This is a genomic window from Echinicola jeungdonensis, assembly GCF_030409905.1.
GTDB lineage: Bacteria > Bacteroidota > Bacteroidia > Cytophagales > Cyclobacteriaceae > Echinicola > Echinicola jeungdonensis.
This window is the reverse complement of the sequence record NZ_JAUFQT010000001.1, coordinates 2961308-2976231: the sequence shown is the minus strand read 5'-3', so window position 1 is coordinate 2976231 and position 14924 is coordinate 2961308. Positions and strand designations below refer to the sequence as shown.

The 14924-nt window shown below is 40.3% G+C and carries 16 protein-coding genes; 14 read left to right on the top strand and 2 right to left on the bottom strand.

Annotation, left to right across the window (positions count from 1 at the left end):
• Positions 1–16 precede the first annotated feature (16 nt).
• From QWY93_RS12410 to QWY93_RS12390, 5 genes are all read left to right on the top strand, one after another.
• Complete coding sequence (locus QWY93_RS12410; RefSeq protein WP_290248580.1) at positions 17–1318, top strand: sigma-54 interaction domain-containing protein; 1302 nt, start codon at positions 17–19, stop codon at positions 1316–1318.
• Positions 1311–1844 (top strand): LPS assembly lipoprotein LptE, encoded by a 534-nt coding sequence (lptE, locus tag QWY93_RS12405; RefSeq protein WP_290248579.1) that lies wholly within the window; start codon positions 1311–1313, stop codon positions 1842–1844. The genes QWY93_RS12410 and lptE overlap by 8 nt, the downstream gene beginning before the upstream one ends.
• A gap of 218 nt (positions 1845–2062) precedes the next feature.
• On the top strand, positions 2063–2866 hold the full coding sequence (locus QWY93_RS12400; RefSeq protein ID WP_290248578.1) for a DUF8458 domain-containing protein: 804 nt from the start codon (positions 2063–2065) through the stop codon (positions 2864–2866).
• A 12-nt stretch (positions 2867–2878) separates the two neighbouring features.
• Positions 2879–3250 (top strand): preprotein translocase subunit SecG, encoded by a 372-nt coding sequence (gene secG / locus QWY93_RS12395; protein ID WP_290248577.1) that lies wholly within the window; start codon positions 2879–2881, stop codon positions 3248–3250.
• A 177-nt stretch (positions 3251–3427) separates the two neighbouring features.
• Positions 3428–4408, top strand: coding sequence for a sterol desaturase family protein (locus QWY93_RS12390; RefSeq protein WP_290248576.1), 981 nt, complete (start codon positions 3428–3430; stop codon positions 4406–4408).
• Positions 4409–4460: 52 nt separating this feature from the next.
• On the opposite strand, the gene QWY93_RS12385 is transcribed toward QWY93_RS12390, so the two are convergent.
• Positions 4461–5168: a hypothetical protein gene (locus QWY93_RS12385; RefSeq protein ID WP_290248575.1), complete on the bottom strand. Its 708-nt coding sequence runs from the start codon at positions 5166–5168 to the stop codon at positions 4461–4463.
• A gap of 235 nt (positions 5169–5403) precedes the next feature.
• Here QWY93_RS12385 and QWY93_RS12380 point away from each other — a divergent pair, with 235 nt between their 5' ends.
• The 8 genes from QWY93_RS12380 to QWY93_RS12345 all read left to right on the top strand — a co-directional run bounded on the left by QWY93_RS12380 (position 5404) and on the right by QWY93_RS12345 (position 12689).
• Positions 5404–5682 carry a co-chaperone GroES gene (locus QWY93_RS12380; protein ID WP_290248574.1) on the top strand — a complete coding sequence of 93 codons (279 nt, stop codon included), beginning with the start codon at positions 5404–5406 and terminating at the stop codon, positions 5680–5682.
• A gap of 50 nt (positions 5683–5732) precedes the next feature.
• Entirely contained in the window at positions 5733–7364 is a 1632-nt protein-coding gene (gene groL, locus QWY93_RS12375) for a chaperonin GroEL (RefSeq protein WP_290248573.1), read from the top strand.
• A gap of 194 nt (positions 7365–7558) precedes the next feature.
• Complete coding sequence (locus QWY93_RS12370) at positions 7559–7960, top strand: response regulator (protein ID WP_290248571.1); 402 nt, start codon at positions 7559–7561, stop codon at positions 7958–7960.
• Positions 7961–8534: 574 nt separating this feature from the next.
• On the top strand, positions 8535–10073 hold the full coding sequence (gene istA, locus QWY93_RS12365; RefSeq protein WP_290246278.1) for an IS21 family transposase: 1539 nt from the start codon (positions 8535–8537) through the stop codon (positions 10071–10073).
• A gap of 50 nt (positions 10074–10123) precedes the next feature.
• Positions 10124–10861, top strand: coding sequence for an IS21-like element helper ATPase IstB (istB, locus tag QWY93_RS12360; protein ID WP_290246277.1), 738 nt, complete (start codon positions 10124–10126; stop codon positions 10859–10861).
• 52 nt (positions 10862–10913) lie between these two features.
• Positions 10914–11183, top strand: coding sequence for a magnesium transporter CorA family protein (locus QWY93_RS12355; protein ID WP_290248570.1), 270 nt, complete (start codon positions 10914–10916; stop codon positions 11181–11183).
• 65 nt (positions 11184–11248) lie between these two features.
• Positions 11249–11602: a CorA family divalent cation transporter gene (locus QWY93_RS12350; RefSeq protein ID WP_290248568.1), complete on the top strand. Its 354-nt coding sequence runs from the start codon at positions 11249–11251 to the stop codon at positions 11600–11602.
• A 412-nt stretch (positions 11603–12014) separates the two neighbouring features.
• Entirely contained in the window at positions 12015–12689 is a 675-nt protein-coding gene (locus tag QWY93_RS12345; RefSeq protein WP_290248567.1) for a hypothetical protein, read from the top strand.
• A gap of 67 nt (positions 12690–12756) precedes the next feature.
• On the opposite strand, the gene rfbA is transcribed toward QWY93_RS12345, so the two are convergent.
• Positions 12757–13617 (bottom strand): glucose-1-phosphate thymidylyltransferase RfbA, encoded by an 861-nt coding sequence (gene rfbA, locus QWY93_RS12340; RefSeq protein ID WP_290248565.1) that lies wholly within the window; start codon positions 13615–13617, stop codon positions 12757–12759.
• A 400-nt stretch (positions 13618–14017) separates the two neighbouring features.
• Here rfbA and QWY93_RS12335 point away from each other — a divergent pair, with 400 nt between their 5' ends.
• Entirely contained in the window at positions 14018–14779 is a 762-nt protein-coding gene (locus tag QWY93_RS12335; RefSeq protein ID WP_290248564.1) for a creatininase family protein, read from the top strand.
• Positions 14780–14924: the final 145 nt, after the last annotated feature.

The window sequence follows — 14924 nt, the reverse complement described above, 5'->3', positions numbered from 1 at the left end:
TAACCTAATTAATTATATGATTACGGATTCAGAAGTTTTAGCAGTAAAACAACGTTTTGGCATTATTGGAAATAGTCCTTTGCTTAACCATGCCATCAGGGTAGCCATGCAGGCAGCCCCTACGGAAATGACCGTCCTCATCACCGGAGAAAGTGGTAGTGGCAAGGAATCCTTTTCCAAGATTATACATTCCCTCAGCACGCGGAAACATGGCAAATTCATTGCCATCAACTGTGGAGCCATACCGGAAGGAACCATAGATTCTGAACTTTTTGGACATGAAAAAGGCTCATTTACAGGTGCACATGAAGCAAGAAAAGGCTATTTTGAGGTTACCGATAATGGTTCCATTTTCCTTGATGAGATTGGAGAGATGCCCTTGGGTACCCAGGCCAGGCTTTTAAGGGTTTTGGAAAATGGGGAATTTATCAAAGTAGGTTCCTCAAAAGTCCTAAAAACTGATGTTAGGGTAATCACTGCAACCAATATCAACCTGCTAAATGCTGTCGAAAAGGGAAAGTTTAGAGAAGACCTGTATTACCGCCTTAACACCGTTCCGATTTTCGTCCCTCCTCTTCGGGAACGGGGAGAGGATATTATCCTATTATTCCGGAAGTTCACCTCTGATTTTTCAGAAAAATACAACGTAAAGCCCATAACCCTGGATAATGAAGCCAAAAATCTCCTTTTGAAATTTTCATTCAGGGGAAATATCCGGCAGTTAAAAAATTTAGCTGAGCAAATATCGTTATTGGAAGAAAACAGGGAGGTTGATGCAATTACTTTGGCCAAATATCTTCCTTCCGAAGAATCCTCCAGTTTGCCGGCACCTTATAAACCCCAGGGGTCAGGAGAAGGCTCAAGGGATTTTTCCGAAAGGGAAATATTATACAAAGTCCTTTTTGATATGAAAAAGGACATGACTGACCTCAAAAAACTTGTACTTGACACCTACCAGTCTGGCGGTCTCAGTCAGAATATCATTAAAAAACACCATTCCCTCTTTGAGGATATGGATTCATCAGTTTCATTTGATGAAGATTCTTCCAAACCCTCTTCATCCATGCCTATTGTTTTGGAATCAGGTTCATCTTCTTCCAATTCCAACCAGGCCTCTGAGGATTATGATGACGAGGGCATTGAGGACATTATCCATGAGGAAGACGATAATTCCCTTTCGATCGAAAAGAAAGAAAAGGAATTGATCATCAAAGCCTTAAGAAAACACAACAATAAGCGAAAATATGCCGCCCAGGATTTGGGAATCTCGGAGCGGACTTTATACCGTAAAATCAAACAATATGACATCAATGAGTAAAAAACTGCTCATTTTATTGGGGCTGCTCAGTCCGCTATTGTTTTCTGGTTGCAAGGTAGAATACAGTTTTACCGGGACTACCATTGATTACAATGTCACCAATTCCTTTTCAGTGGCCAACTTTTTTAACGATTCCGGAGGAGGTCCTGCCAATATGGGACAAAATTTCACGGAATCTCTAAAAGATTATTTCCAAAGGAATACCCAACTGGAATTAGTGCAAAACAATGGAGACTTGCAGTTTGAAGGAGCTATTTCCCGGTATACCAACACCCCCCAGGCTACTGTTACCAGCACAGATCCTAATTTACCTGATAGAGCCGGGCAAATGAGGCTTACCATAGCGGTGGATGTCAACTACATTAACCTCACCAATGAGGAGGAAAATATGGAAAGGAGCTTTAGTTTTTACCAAGACTATGACCCAAGGACAACCTCTCTTTTGGAAGTGGAATCTGATTTGATTGATGAAATATTTGAAGCAATCATCCAAGACATCTTCACCTCTACAGTGGCCAACTGGTAAAATCATCACTCAAAAGGTAAAAATTTAAAAACAAAAAGGGATATATATAATTCATATTTCTAAATTTGAAAAAACTCATCAGGAATACTCATTTTAAGAATATTCCTTGTAAACTGTCCCGTTTTAATTTATGGGACAAAAAAGAAATTTCCTTTCCAACTAATAAGTGGAAATACATATTTTCATTAAATTAGAGATTCTAATCAAACTAAAATCCAGTGAACGCGAAGCAATTGCTTGAGATCATCCATAAAGGAAACTCTTTAGATAAAGAAGATTTCAGGGCCTTGATCAAGCTCCATGAAACCTTTCCTTATTTTTTGGTGCCTAAAGTGCTTGCTGCTAAATACGAATACAATATTTCAAAGGGAGAATCCAAGGAATTGCTTCATTGGGCGGCGGTACAAAGTCCAAACAGGTCTTGGCTAAAAAAATTGATCCTTAATGATTTGGATTTTATTAAAGGAAACCCTTCTCCTATCATTGGCCCTCCCAGGACTAATCCTTCATCAGAACCAAAAACTGAAAACAACCCTGCTGACAATGATAATCAGGATGCTCTCAAAACAGGTTCATCTTCGAAGGAAGCAGTTTTAAAACAGTTGGAAGAAAACTTGGCAAAGTTAAAAAATAAAGAAAAGCTTTCTCCTTCCCAGGATGAAAGCCCTCCAAAAACCAACAAAAGCTCAGCTGCCGAAGACCTGATTGAATCCATCAAAAAGAAGGAAAAAAAGATTATTAATGATGTCCGAAAGCGCGAACAGGGTGATATTATCAGTTCTTTCAATAAGAAAAACATCAAGTTGGCCGCAATAAAGGAAAATGAAAATACTGAGAAAAACCAGGATCTTTCTATCCACAGCACCCAACTTAATGAAAACCTTTTATCAGAATCCTATGCCAAATTATTAAGCAAGCAAGGGAAGAAAGAGAAAGCCATAAAAATTTATGAGAAATTAATCTTGAAGTTTCCAAAGAAAAAAGCTTACTTTGCGAACTTAATAAACGAATTAAAAGATTAAAATAGCTATAACATGTTTACTGTATTGATCAGTGTCATCATTATTTTGGCCGTTTTATTAATTTTGGTCATCCTAGGCCAAAACTCTAAAGGAGGCGTTGGTGCGGCATTTGGTGGTAGTGCCTCTCAGATCATGGGGGTTACCAAAACCGGCAATATTTTGGAAAAGGCTACCTGGGTATTGGCTATCGCTATCTTGGTTCTTTCCCTGGGAACATCGGCCTTTAAGGGCACCAATGTTTCTGAGGAATTTGTTTCTCCCAACGTGGAGAGTGCCAGGGATCAAATGATAACCCCTGCTTTTGATGACAATGAAAGCATCCTTCCTGCAGAGGAGGAAGAGAATCAAGACATTAGCCCTGCTGATACAGCAAGCGGACAATAAAATTTCCAAAAACAAAAAAAAATAACCTGGCAGACTGCCAGGTTATTTTTTTTTGTTTTCTTATTTTTTCAGCCATTTAACTATCAATAACTTTCAAAAGGTCACTTTTATTTGCTAGGTTCTAACATTATTCATACCTTTTAACTTTGCCAATATAGAATCAATTAATTCAATTTTATGTTTGACAACTATGTAAGTCTTGAGGATATTGGGGCTATGGATTGGCCTAATGTCATTCTGTGGGCAGCCCCTGTGATGTTTGCTTTGGTCTTTCTTGAATGGGGCGTCAGTATTTATCAAAATAAAGACACATATGATAGAAAAGATTTTTTAGCAGCTGCCTCAATTGGCTTGATCAATGTTGGCATTAGTGCCTTGATCAAAGTGGCCCTTTTCAGTGCAGTGCTGTTTTTTTGGAACCTTGTTCCTTGGAAAATTCCACCCGCTTGGTGGTCTTTCCTCCCCTGTTTTGTGGCCATTGATTTTGCCCGTTACTGGGCACACCGGGTTGCCCATGAACAGCGGTTTTGGTGGGCCACCCATGTCACCCATCACAATTCAAAAAAATATAACTTTTCCGTTTCATTTCGATTAAGTTGGACCCAGCATATTAAGTTTATATTCTTTGTACCGGTGGTAATGATTGGATTTGATCCTTTTGTTTTCTTTATTTGCCACCAAATTGCAGTTTTGTATCAATTTTGGATTCATACAGAATACATCAAAAAACTGCCTGCTCCCATAGAATACATATTTACCACACCTTCCCATCATAGGGTACATCATGCAAGTGATGAACATTATCTTGACAAAAACTATGGATCAACTTTCATCATTTGGGACCGGATTTTTGGAACTTTCATGGCAGAACAAGAAAGACCTAATTATGGCATCACCAAGCCCGTAAAATCTTACAACCCTGTTTATTTGGTTTTCCACGAATGGTATGACATTGTAAGTGATATGAAACTTGCAAAAAACAACAAGGAAAGATTTAGAATACTATTTGGCAAACCCGGTGATGACGTTATCAAAAAAGGGATGGACCGGGAAATTACAGAAAAAAAAGGCAATGAATTTTCAACAACTAACGAAGATTTGGATAATGGTGATCTCAATAACTCCAAAAAAGCAGAGCCTGTTTTGGTGGAAAAATAAAAACTAATTCATTTCAAATCTTAAAGTCCCGGACCAGCCCGGGACTTTTTTTTTAGTCTATAACTCGCATCAATAACCTTTTGCTAACAGGAACCAGACTTTCCTCAAGTGGAACTAAATTGGTGCTATTAATCAACCAAGTGGCAGGGTTTGGTAATTCTTTATAATTTTTAACAAGGTCCATTTTTATTCGCTCAAACGTATTGGTCAAGCTGGTTGTCATTTTTAACAAAAAATTCAAAGCAATCCCTCTTAATTTTTCCAAACTGCTTTCAAACAATTTCATTTTATACCTGTAAACATAGATTTCCCGGGTTTTGTCATAAGAAAAAAAGACATACCCCTCCTTTTGATAAATAGGAGAAAGCCCTACAGGTTCAATTTCCAGATGATTTTCTATAAAATCATAAATGGATTTCCCTTGGTCAATATGATGTTTGATCATGGGCATGGAATAAGAAATAATTTCTTCCAGTTCTTTCATCATTTCATCATCCTCCAGCAATGGCTGGTGTTTAAGGACCATCTTTTTTATATCCAAACCTGCCAACCTTTTGGGAAAGCTGTTACTTAAGGTATCCTTTTCTTCAGATAACCCTTTTAATTTTTGATAATGTCTAATAAGATCAGCTAAAGATGGATAAAGCTTCACTTCATTGAAATGACGATCCACCTCTTTAAGGTAAGCTAGAAGGATATATTTTTTATACTCAAAATCAATCAAGCCTTCTGAAATCCAGTTTTCTGACAAAGTTTTCATAGGAATCTCACTTTTTTATAGAATTTAATAAAAAACTGACATACTTTCTAATGGCCCAAAGTAAAAATGACAGCTCCTCCGATAACCCAAAAACACACATGACAACCCTATCCTACATTTTCACGACTTTATGTCAGACAATTGACCTATTAAAAATAGAATCAACACTTGGCACAAGAAATGTAATAAAGGGTTCAGAAATCAAAGCATCTAACTTAAAAAAAACAATACAATTATGTCACAAGTAAACATCAAACCTCTTGCAGATAGAGTTCTGGTAGAACCTGCTGCAGCTGAAGAAAAAACAGCCTCCGGCCTTTATATTCCAGATACTGCCAAAGAAAAACCACAAAAAGGTACCGTAGTGGCAGTTGGTAACGGAAAAAAAGACGAACCACTCACTGTAAAGGTAGGTGACACTGTTCTTTATGGGAAATATGCCGGCACAGAGCTTTCAGTGGAGGGCAATGATTATTTGATCATGAGGGAATCAGACATTTTTGCTGTTCTCTAATCAATACTTGAAGTAGTTTAATTTTAACAACAAACTAAAAAGAAATAACAATGGCTAAAGAATTATTTTTCGATACAGATGCAAGGGACCGATTGAAAAAAGGTGTCGATGCTCTTGCAGACGCAGTTAAGGTGACCTTAGGCCCAAAGGGTAGAAATGTAATCATCGACAAAAAGTTTGGTGCTCCGACCATCACAAAAGATGGTGTTTCTGTAGCCAAAGAAATTGAATTGGAAGAGCCAATTGAAAATATGGGTGCTCAATTGGTAAAAGAGGTGGCATCAAAAACCGCTGATAATGCGGGTGATGGTACTACTACAGCCACCGTGCTTGCTCAGTCTATTTTTAATGTAGGTATCAAAAATGTGGCTGCCGGTGCTAACCCAATGGACCTTAAAAGAGGTATTGACAAAGCGGTAGCTAAAGTTGTTGCTGAACTTAAATCCAACTCCAATCCAATTTCAACTTCAAAGGAAATTGCCCAAGTAGGTACTATCTCTGCCAACAATGACGAGGAAATCGGTAAAATGATCGCCGATGCCATGGAAAAGGTAGGCAAAGATGGTGTAATCACTGTAGAAGAAGCCAAAGGAACTGAAACAGAAGTAAAAACTGTAGAGGGTATGCAGTTTGACAGAGGGTACCTTTCTCCTTATTTCACTACCAATACGGAGAAAATGGAAGCCGAACTGGAAAACCCATACATCCTTATTTATGACAAGAAGATTTCTGCTATGAAAGAGTTGCTTCCTGTTCTTGAGCCGGTTGCTCAGTCTGGGAAGCCGCTATTGATTATTGCTGAAGACGTTGACGGGGAAGCTTTGGCAACCCTTGTAGTTAACAAAATCAGAGGTGCCCTCAAAGTTGCTGCCGTTAAAGCTCCAGGTTTTGGTGACAGAAGAAAAGCAATGTTGGAAGACATCGCCATCCTAACTGGTGGTACTGTAATCTCTGAAGAAAGAGGCTACAAGTTGGAAAACGCTTCCATCGAATATTTGGGTACTGCAGATAAAGTTAACATCGACAAAGATAACACCACCATTGTCAAAGGTGCGGGTGAAAAATCTGCTATCGAAGCAAGAATTGCTGAAATAAAAGCGCAAATCGATAAATCCACATCCGATTACGACAAGGAAAAACTTCAAGAAAGACTTGCCAAGCTTTCTGGTGGTGTAGCAATCTTGTATATCGGTGCAGCCACTGAAGTGGAAATGAAAGAGAAAAAGGACCGGGTAGATGATGCCCTTCATGCTACCAGAGCAGCCGTTCAGGAAGGTGTTGTAGTTGGTGGTGGTGTGGCATTCATCAGAGCTTTAGTCTCTTTGGATAACCTTAAAGGTGAAAACGAAGACCAGGATACCGGTATCAACATTGTAAAACAAGCCCTTGAGTCTCCGTTGAGAACTATTGTTTCCAATGCAGGTGCGGAGGGATCTGTTGTAATCAATAAGATTCGTGAAAACGAAGGAAACTTCGGCTACAACGCTCGTACCGATGTTTTTGAAGACTTGTTCCAAGCAGGTGTAATTGATCCAACCAAAGTGACCCGCCTGGCTCTTGAAAATGCAGCATCCATTGCTTCCTTGTTGTTGACTACCGAATGTGTGGTAGCTGACATCAAAGAAGAAGGTGGTGCTTCAGTTCCTCCAATGGGCGGAGGAGGAATGGGCGGCATGATGTAATCCCAATTTCTGAATATATCCATAAGGAGGTTCCAAAAGGAACCTCCTTTTTCATGTAATACAGGTAGGTTTTAGTAAATTTAGATCAAAGAAACTGGGATTAACTATCTACATATATATTAATTTTTTATAAATTAAATTATAATTGTATCTTACTTCGAAATGGCAATAAGAACCTCCTAACGGTACGATTGATGCAATCATTTGATTCAATTGTTTTAATAGACGACGATCCCATCAACAACCTAATCAATAAAAGGTTAATCAGTAAACTTGAGTTTAATTCCGAGGTGGAAGAATATCTGGAAGCTGAAAATGCTCTCAATGCCATTTTAGAAACCTCATCTCAAAAAAAACTATTAATATTATTGGATATTAACATGCCTGTGATGAATGGGTGGGATTTTTTAAAATTGTATTTGGAAAAATGCCAAAACAGAAAGGATGTTATCGTCATGTTATCCAGTTCTATTGATTTTCAAGACCGAAAAAAATCAGAGGAATACCCCTGCGTATCTGGCTTTATTGAAAAGCCACTTACTCACAAAAAATTACTGGAGGTATTAAAAACTTTCGACCTAAAAGAAAAAGAATAAGTAAATGACTACTTATTATTCCTCTCCCAAAACGTCCCTGGAACTTTACCTTTACAGGGATCATTTTTTTGAAAAACAACTTATTAAAGATTCTTCCCTACTGATGGATTTTTTACACCAATAGGAACATAAGTTTTGGCTCAATATCACCAGCTTCAATAACCTGGAAACCAACAATCAATTGGCGGAAATATTCAACATCCCCCCTATTTGTTGAGGATATATTAAATACAGACCAAAGGCCAAAAATAGAAGAAACAGCAGATTTTATATTGATATGTTCCAAAATGGTTTATTCTAAATCCGGGCTTCATGAAATCCATACGAAACATATCAGTTTGCTTTTCGGACATAATTTTACCATTTCGTTTCAGGTGTCTAAAACGGAGGTCACTGGGCCACGGTTTACGGTGATAGCGGGCCAGCCATTCCGGGAATCACTGGGCCAAAAATAGAGTCGGTTTTCCGGAGGTCACTGGGCCATTTTAGGATTCCCGAGCTGTTTGGTACCGGAGGTCATTGGGCCACTTTCCATGATAAGTTATTAGCCTTGTAGTCGAATAACAGCAACTACATGGCAGGACAAAGAATAGACATCATGGATTTAAGAAGTTTGATCACCTTCAAGCAGAAGGGGCTTAGCAACCGAAAAGTGGCAGACCTATTGGGCGTCAACCGAAAGACCGTTGACAGTTATGTCAGGCGTTTCAGGGATCTTTCCCTTGGGTACGGGGAACTGCTCTCCCTTGACGGCAAAGATCTACAGGAACTTTTCACCGAGACAGGGCAGACCGAAAAGGAACGTTATGAGCATCTCTCGGGGTGTTTTCCCCACATCGACGGGGAGATGAAAAAGCCCGGCTGTACCCTGCAGGTACTGTGGAAGGAATATATCTCCCAAAATCCGGAAGGCTATAAATACAGCCAGTTCACCTGGCACTACCGGCAATGGAAGAAGCGCAACAACGCCAGTGGCAAGCTGTCCCACCGTGCCGGGGAAAAGCTTTTCGTGGACTTTTGCGGAAAGAAGCTGCACTACGTTGACCGCCGGACTGGGGAGCAGATAGCCGTAGAGGTTTTTGTTGGTGTCCTGCCCTGCAGCCAGTACACTTACATAAGGGCGGTGCCCAGCCAAAAACGGGAGGATTTTATCAGCTGTCTGGTCTATTGTCTGGGCTGGATGGGCGGGGTACCCTATGCCGTCGTCCCTGACAATCTCAAATCAGCAGTGGACAAGGCCTCAAAATATGCCCCGGTCCTCAACAAGACCTTTTCGGATTTTGGCCTCCATTACGGCTGCGCCCTTGATCCTGCCCGGCCCTATAGCCCGCAGGACAAATCACTCGTGGAGCGTTCGGTCACCCTGGTCTACCAACGGATCTATTACCCCTTGGGCAACCATACCTTCTTCAGCCTGGAGGAGCTCAATGCGGCCATTGCAGAAAAACTGGAGGAGTACAATGACTACCTGCTCAGCCATGGACAGGGCAGCAGGCGAAGCCAGTTTTTGGACATCGAAAAGGAGTTCCTGCAGCCCCTTCCCAAAAGCATCTACAGCATCCGTTATTATAAAAAGGCCACCGTCCAGAAATCCTCCCATGTTTACCTGGGAGAGGACAAAAACTATTATAGCTGTCCCTATCGCTATATGGGCAAGAGCGTGGAGTTACAGTACAACCGGAACACCGTGGAGATATTTTACCGTCAGGAGCGGATCGCATCCCACAAAAGGGCTTCCCGGCAAGGCCAGTACATCACCATCGGGGAACATATGCCCAGCAACCACCAATACTACAATGACTGGAGCCCGGAATACTTTGACCGGAGGGCACAAAAAGTTGGTCCGAACACCCAGGAGTATATCGGAACGTTGATCGGCCAGTACACCTATCCCGAAATCGGCTACAAACAGGCACAGGGGATTCTTTCCTTCTTGAAAAGCTATGGACAGGAGCGTCTGGAAAGGGCCTGTAAACGGGCACTGGGCTTCGAAAAAGCCTCCTACCATACCCTTGAAAGGATACTTAAAAACAAAATGGACCTCGAGGAACTGCCTCCTGCCAAGGATCATTTAACCCCGGGTCACAAGAACATCAGGGGCTCCTACAGCTGACAGGCCGCCCTCTTGATGAAACGAATTATAATATCCCAACCAAATGAATTATGAACGAACACAACACCATTGAAAAAATGAAACAGATGCGCATGGGTACCATGGCGGAACTTTACCACAAGAATCTGACAGAACATCTCTATCAGGACATGTCGGCCGACGAACTGTTGGCCTTTCTAGTGGACAGCGAATGGGAGTACAGGCAGAACAAAAGCATAGACAACCTCATACGTCAGGCAGGGTTTAAACAGGCCGCTGCAGCAACTGACATTGATTACCATAACTCCCGTAACCTGGACAGGGGGCTGTTTGAGAGATTGCTCGGACTGGCCTTCATCAAAAACCGGACGAACATCATCCTTACCGGGGCCACCGGATCCGGGAAAAGTTACCTGGCCCAGTGTCTTGGGGTCAGGGCCTGCCAGCACAGGTTCAGGACGCTTTATTACAATACGGCCAGGTTTTTTGATGCGGTAAGATTGGCCAAGCTGGAAGGTACCTACCATAAACTGCTCAAAAAGCTCGAAAAAACCAATGTGCTCATCTTGGACGACTTTGGTCTGGCCCCGATGGATGGGCAGGCCAGGATTGCCCTTATGGACATCATGGAAGACCGCTATGAGAAAAGTTCAACGATCATTGCATCACAGATACCGGTCAGCCAATGGCATGGAACCATTGGTGATGACAGCATTGCAGATGCCGTGCTCGACAGGCTCGTATACTCCTCACATAGGATAGAACTGGAAGGAGAATCCATGAGAAGCAAAAAGAAGTTGGACAATTAAATTTTAACCCTATTATTGCACTTGGAAAGTGGCCCAATGATTCCCGGAATCCGTGGCCCAGTATACGCCGGAAACACTGGCCCAGCATCGCCGGAATAGACATCAGGAAACTTCTGAGGATATTTTTGATAATATAAGGACAAGACTAGAAAACCCATCAGGAAAAATGAGGAAGCTGGGAACCGACTATTTTACCTATACTTTCCTTGACACCATAGTGGATCAATATTATGAGGTTTTAGAGATGATCAATGATGCAATTGAAAAAACTGGAGATGAGCTCATCATTTCTGGCCAGCCCCTAAGGCTAAAAAACATATAACTGAATAGAAAAATTATTCGGGAGGTAAAAAAGTACACCTGGCCTATGCGGGAAATATTATCTGCTTGGAAAAAATCAGAACACCCCTTGATCAAAAAAAAACCTTAACCTTCATCAAGGACATCTATGAAAACACCATTGAAATCCTGGAAGAATTAGAAATTCAAAGAGAAACCATGACCAACCTTGCTGAAATATATATGACCCAACTTAGCGTCAAGCAAAATGATGTCATGAAGACCCTAACAATCATCACTACTATTTTTATCCCCTTAACTTTTATTGCAGGAATTTACGGCATGAACTTTCAATTTATGCCTGAGTTACAATGGAAATATGGGTATTGGGGAGTATGGTTAATTTTCTTTTTGATTACCCTATTGATACTCCGTTATTTTAAAAAGGGGAAATGGTTCTAATTTTCCCTTTATTTTTCCTATCCCAAAAAGGTATCCAATGGGATGACACAACTCTATCCGAACATTTCCGAAAAAAGGAATATACTTTACATTTTTAAGATAAACACCTAAAAGTAAAAATCAGGAATAACAAAAAACAATTACCCATCAATACAGGTAGTTAATTCTCTGATGGTGGTAAATTATTATTTTTACTGCTTTCCCTTCAAACCTAAATATTATCAATACAAAGTTCTACTAGGCCTCTACACCATAACTTAAATTTTAAATTCATACCATGGCCTGATTATTGCAAAATATATGCAAATCCATTATAAAAAATCTCTTATCCAAAGGACTTTTTACCTTTTTATATGACTTTAATGGGTTTTTAACGTTATAAAAGTATAAAAGCTCCTAAAACCTCTCTATCATGTGGACGAAATTTGTATATATAGGCCTTGTTTTTCTGATTTTTAGCTGTTGTCCGGCAATTGCCCAATATTCTCAAAATGATTGGGCACCAAGGGACCATCAAATCCATTTTGGCATCGGGCCTTCCTTTATGTATGCAGATAATGGTGGAGTTTATGGGAAATTTGACTTTTCAATCGATCCTGCTTTTTCATTGGCCTATGTAAAAAAAATCACCCCTGGAATGAAATTAAGAGCATCAACTGACTTTCAGTTCCTTTCAAGCGGAAATTATACCGGGCAAGAAAAGGCTATTGAATGGGGTGAGGAAGGTCATGCTTATTCCTTTTCCGGAAATGCAATCTTCTTAGATATAATGCCGGAATTTTATTTATACCCATACGCAAGACATATGGAAAGAAAAAGATTCAATTTCTTTGGAGGCTTAGGCATCGGTTTTATGCACGTGTCCCGAGAGCAGACTGTATATCAAGGAGGTGGTGACCAAATAACAGAAGAAAAGAAGGGTAGCTTTTACATTCCGTTGCGTGGAGGAGGCTTTTATGCTCCCGCCCCAAATTGGGACCTAGGTGTGGAAGGGAGTATTTTAACCAGCTTCTCAGATCAACTGGATGGAAATTCCGGTCATAATAGGGCCAATGACATCCCTTTTCCAAGTACAATTTACGGTTAGAAGGTATTTGTATGGTCGCCCATTTTGGAAAAAGGCCCAATAATTGGCTTAAACTATAAAAAGAATCTTATAGAACTAATCTTTTCAAATAAGTTCCGTAACCGCTTTTTCCCAATTTTTCTGCCAACCGAAGCAGTTGTTCCTTATCAATGTAGCCTTTACGATGGGCGATTTCTTCAATACAGCCAATTTTAAGCCCCTGTCGTTCTTCGATCACTTCCACAAACTGTCCAGCTTGCAATAAAGATTGGTGAGTACCCGTATCCAGCCAAGCGGTGCCTCTGGATAAAATGGCCACTTGAAGCTTCCCTTCCTTAAGGTAGGCATTATTGATATCTGTGATTTCCAATTCCCCTCTGGGGCTGGGTTGAATTTGTTTGGAAATTCCTACCACTTGGTTATCGTAAAAATACAATCCGGGAACAGCAAAATTGGAACGTGGATTTTGAGGCTTTTCCTCTATACTAATGGCTTTTTTATTTTCGTCAAACTGCACCACCCCATAGCGTTGGGGATCATTCACATGGTAGGCAAAAACAATCCCTCCTTCTGGAGAGGTATGTTTCATCAAGTTCTCCTGTAGGCCAGATCCGTAAAATATATTATCCCCTAGTATTAAGGCCACCTTATCATTTCCAATAAATTCTTCCCCAATCACAAAAGCTTGCGCCAAGCCTTCGGGACGTGGTTGAATGGCATATGAAAAGGAACATCCCAAATGGGAACCATCACCCAACAACTGCTGAAATGCTTTGGAGTCCTCAGGGGTGGTAATAATCAATATTTCCCTGATCCCTGCCATCATCAATACTGACAGTGGGTAATAAATCATAGGTTTGTCATAAACAGGCATAAGTTGCTTGCTTACTGCAATTGTTAATGGGTACAAACGGGTACCTGACCCTCCTGCTAAAATGATCCCTTTCATAAATACAGTTCAATAAATGGTTCGCTAAGATAAAATATGTTGGGCAAAAAGTGGAATTGATCCTCATATTTCCCAAATGCTATAGAATAAGTAGCAAAAATTAAACTAGGAATAAAATTTTAATTACCCTACCTCACTTTTATTTATTAAATAATTACTGAACCATTATTGACCTTTCCTCTTGAATCTAATGGATAGAATTGTTTATATTAAAACGAAATTAACCGGGTGAGCATTCATTACCAAAATTGATGAACAGCTTCCATAGTCTCGTCAGCAAAATAATTAATTCTTTCTGGTGAGGTGAATTTTCAATTTCACAATAATATCCACCAATTTATTGAAACATTTTCCTACTTAGACACCAATTGCATTGTCTAAATAGAAACCTTTATTTGAAATGAGACCTTATATTTTAGCAGAAACCAATTGGAAAGAACTTAAAAACGCCACAATTGATCTGGCTATATTACCTTGGGGGGCTACCGAAGCCCACAATTACCACCTCCCCTATGGTACAGATAATTTTGAATCAGAAGCAGTGGCAGCGGAAGCAGGAAGGATTGCCTATGGAAAGGGCGCTAAAATCATCATTCTTCCCAATATTCCATTTGGGGTAAATACCGGTCAACAAGATATTTTCTTGGATATGAACCTTAATCCTAGCACCCAATTGGCCATTATCAATGACCTGGCAGAAGTATTGGAAAGGCAGAAGGTAAGGAAACTCCTGATCTTGAACAGCCATGGGGGAAATGACTTTAAAACATTACTTAGAGAGGTGGGGTTAAGACACCAAGAAATGTTTTTGGCAACTTGCAATTGGTCAAGATCCATAGATAGGTCCCAATTTTTTAAATATGATGGGGACCATGCTGATGAGTTGGAAACCAGCCTTATGCTGTACCTGCACCCTAAGCTAGTTCTCCCCTTGAAAGAAGCTGGCCCTGGAGAAGAGCGACCATCCCAGGTTGAGGGCATCAGGGAAGGATGGGCTTGGTCCGAAAGAAAGTGGTCAAGAGTAACAAAAGACACTGGGGTAGGAAACCCAAAAGCATCTACTAGTGACAAAGGTGAAAGGTATTTTAAGGCAGTTACCGAAAAAGTGGCGGACCTTTATATGGAATTGGCCAAACTGAACCAATATGACCCTTATGAATAAAGGGGGAATGATGTTAATAAATCAGCTTGATTTGAATAGCTATGCTTCAATTGGCGCGATAAATGAGCCCCATAAAACTTTATTAATAAGGCTTCCCTTTAATATTTTGACGCAATGCCATTATTCTTTAAACCTACCTTTGATA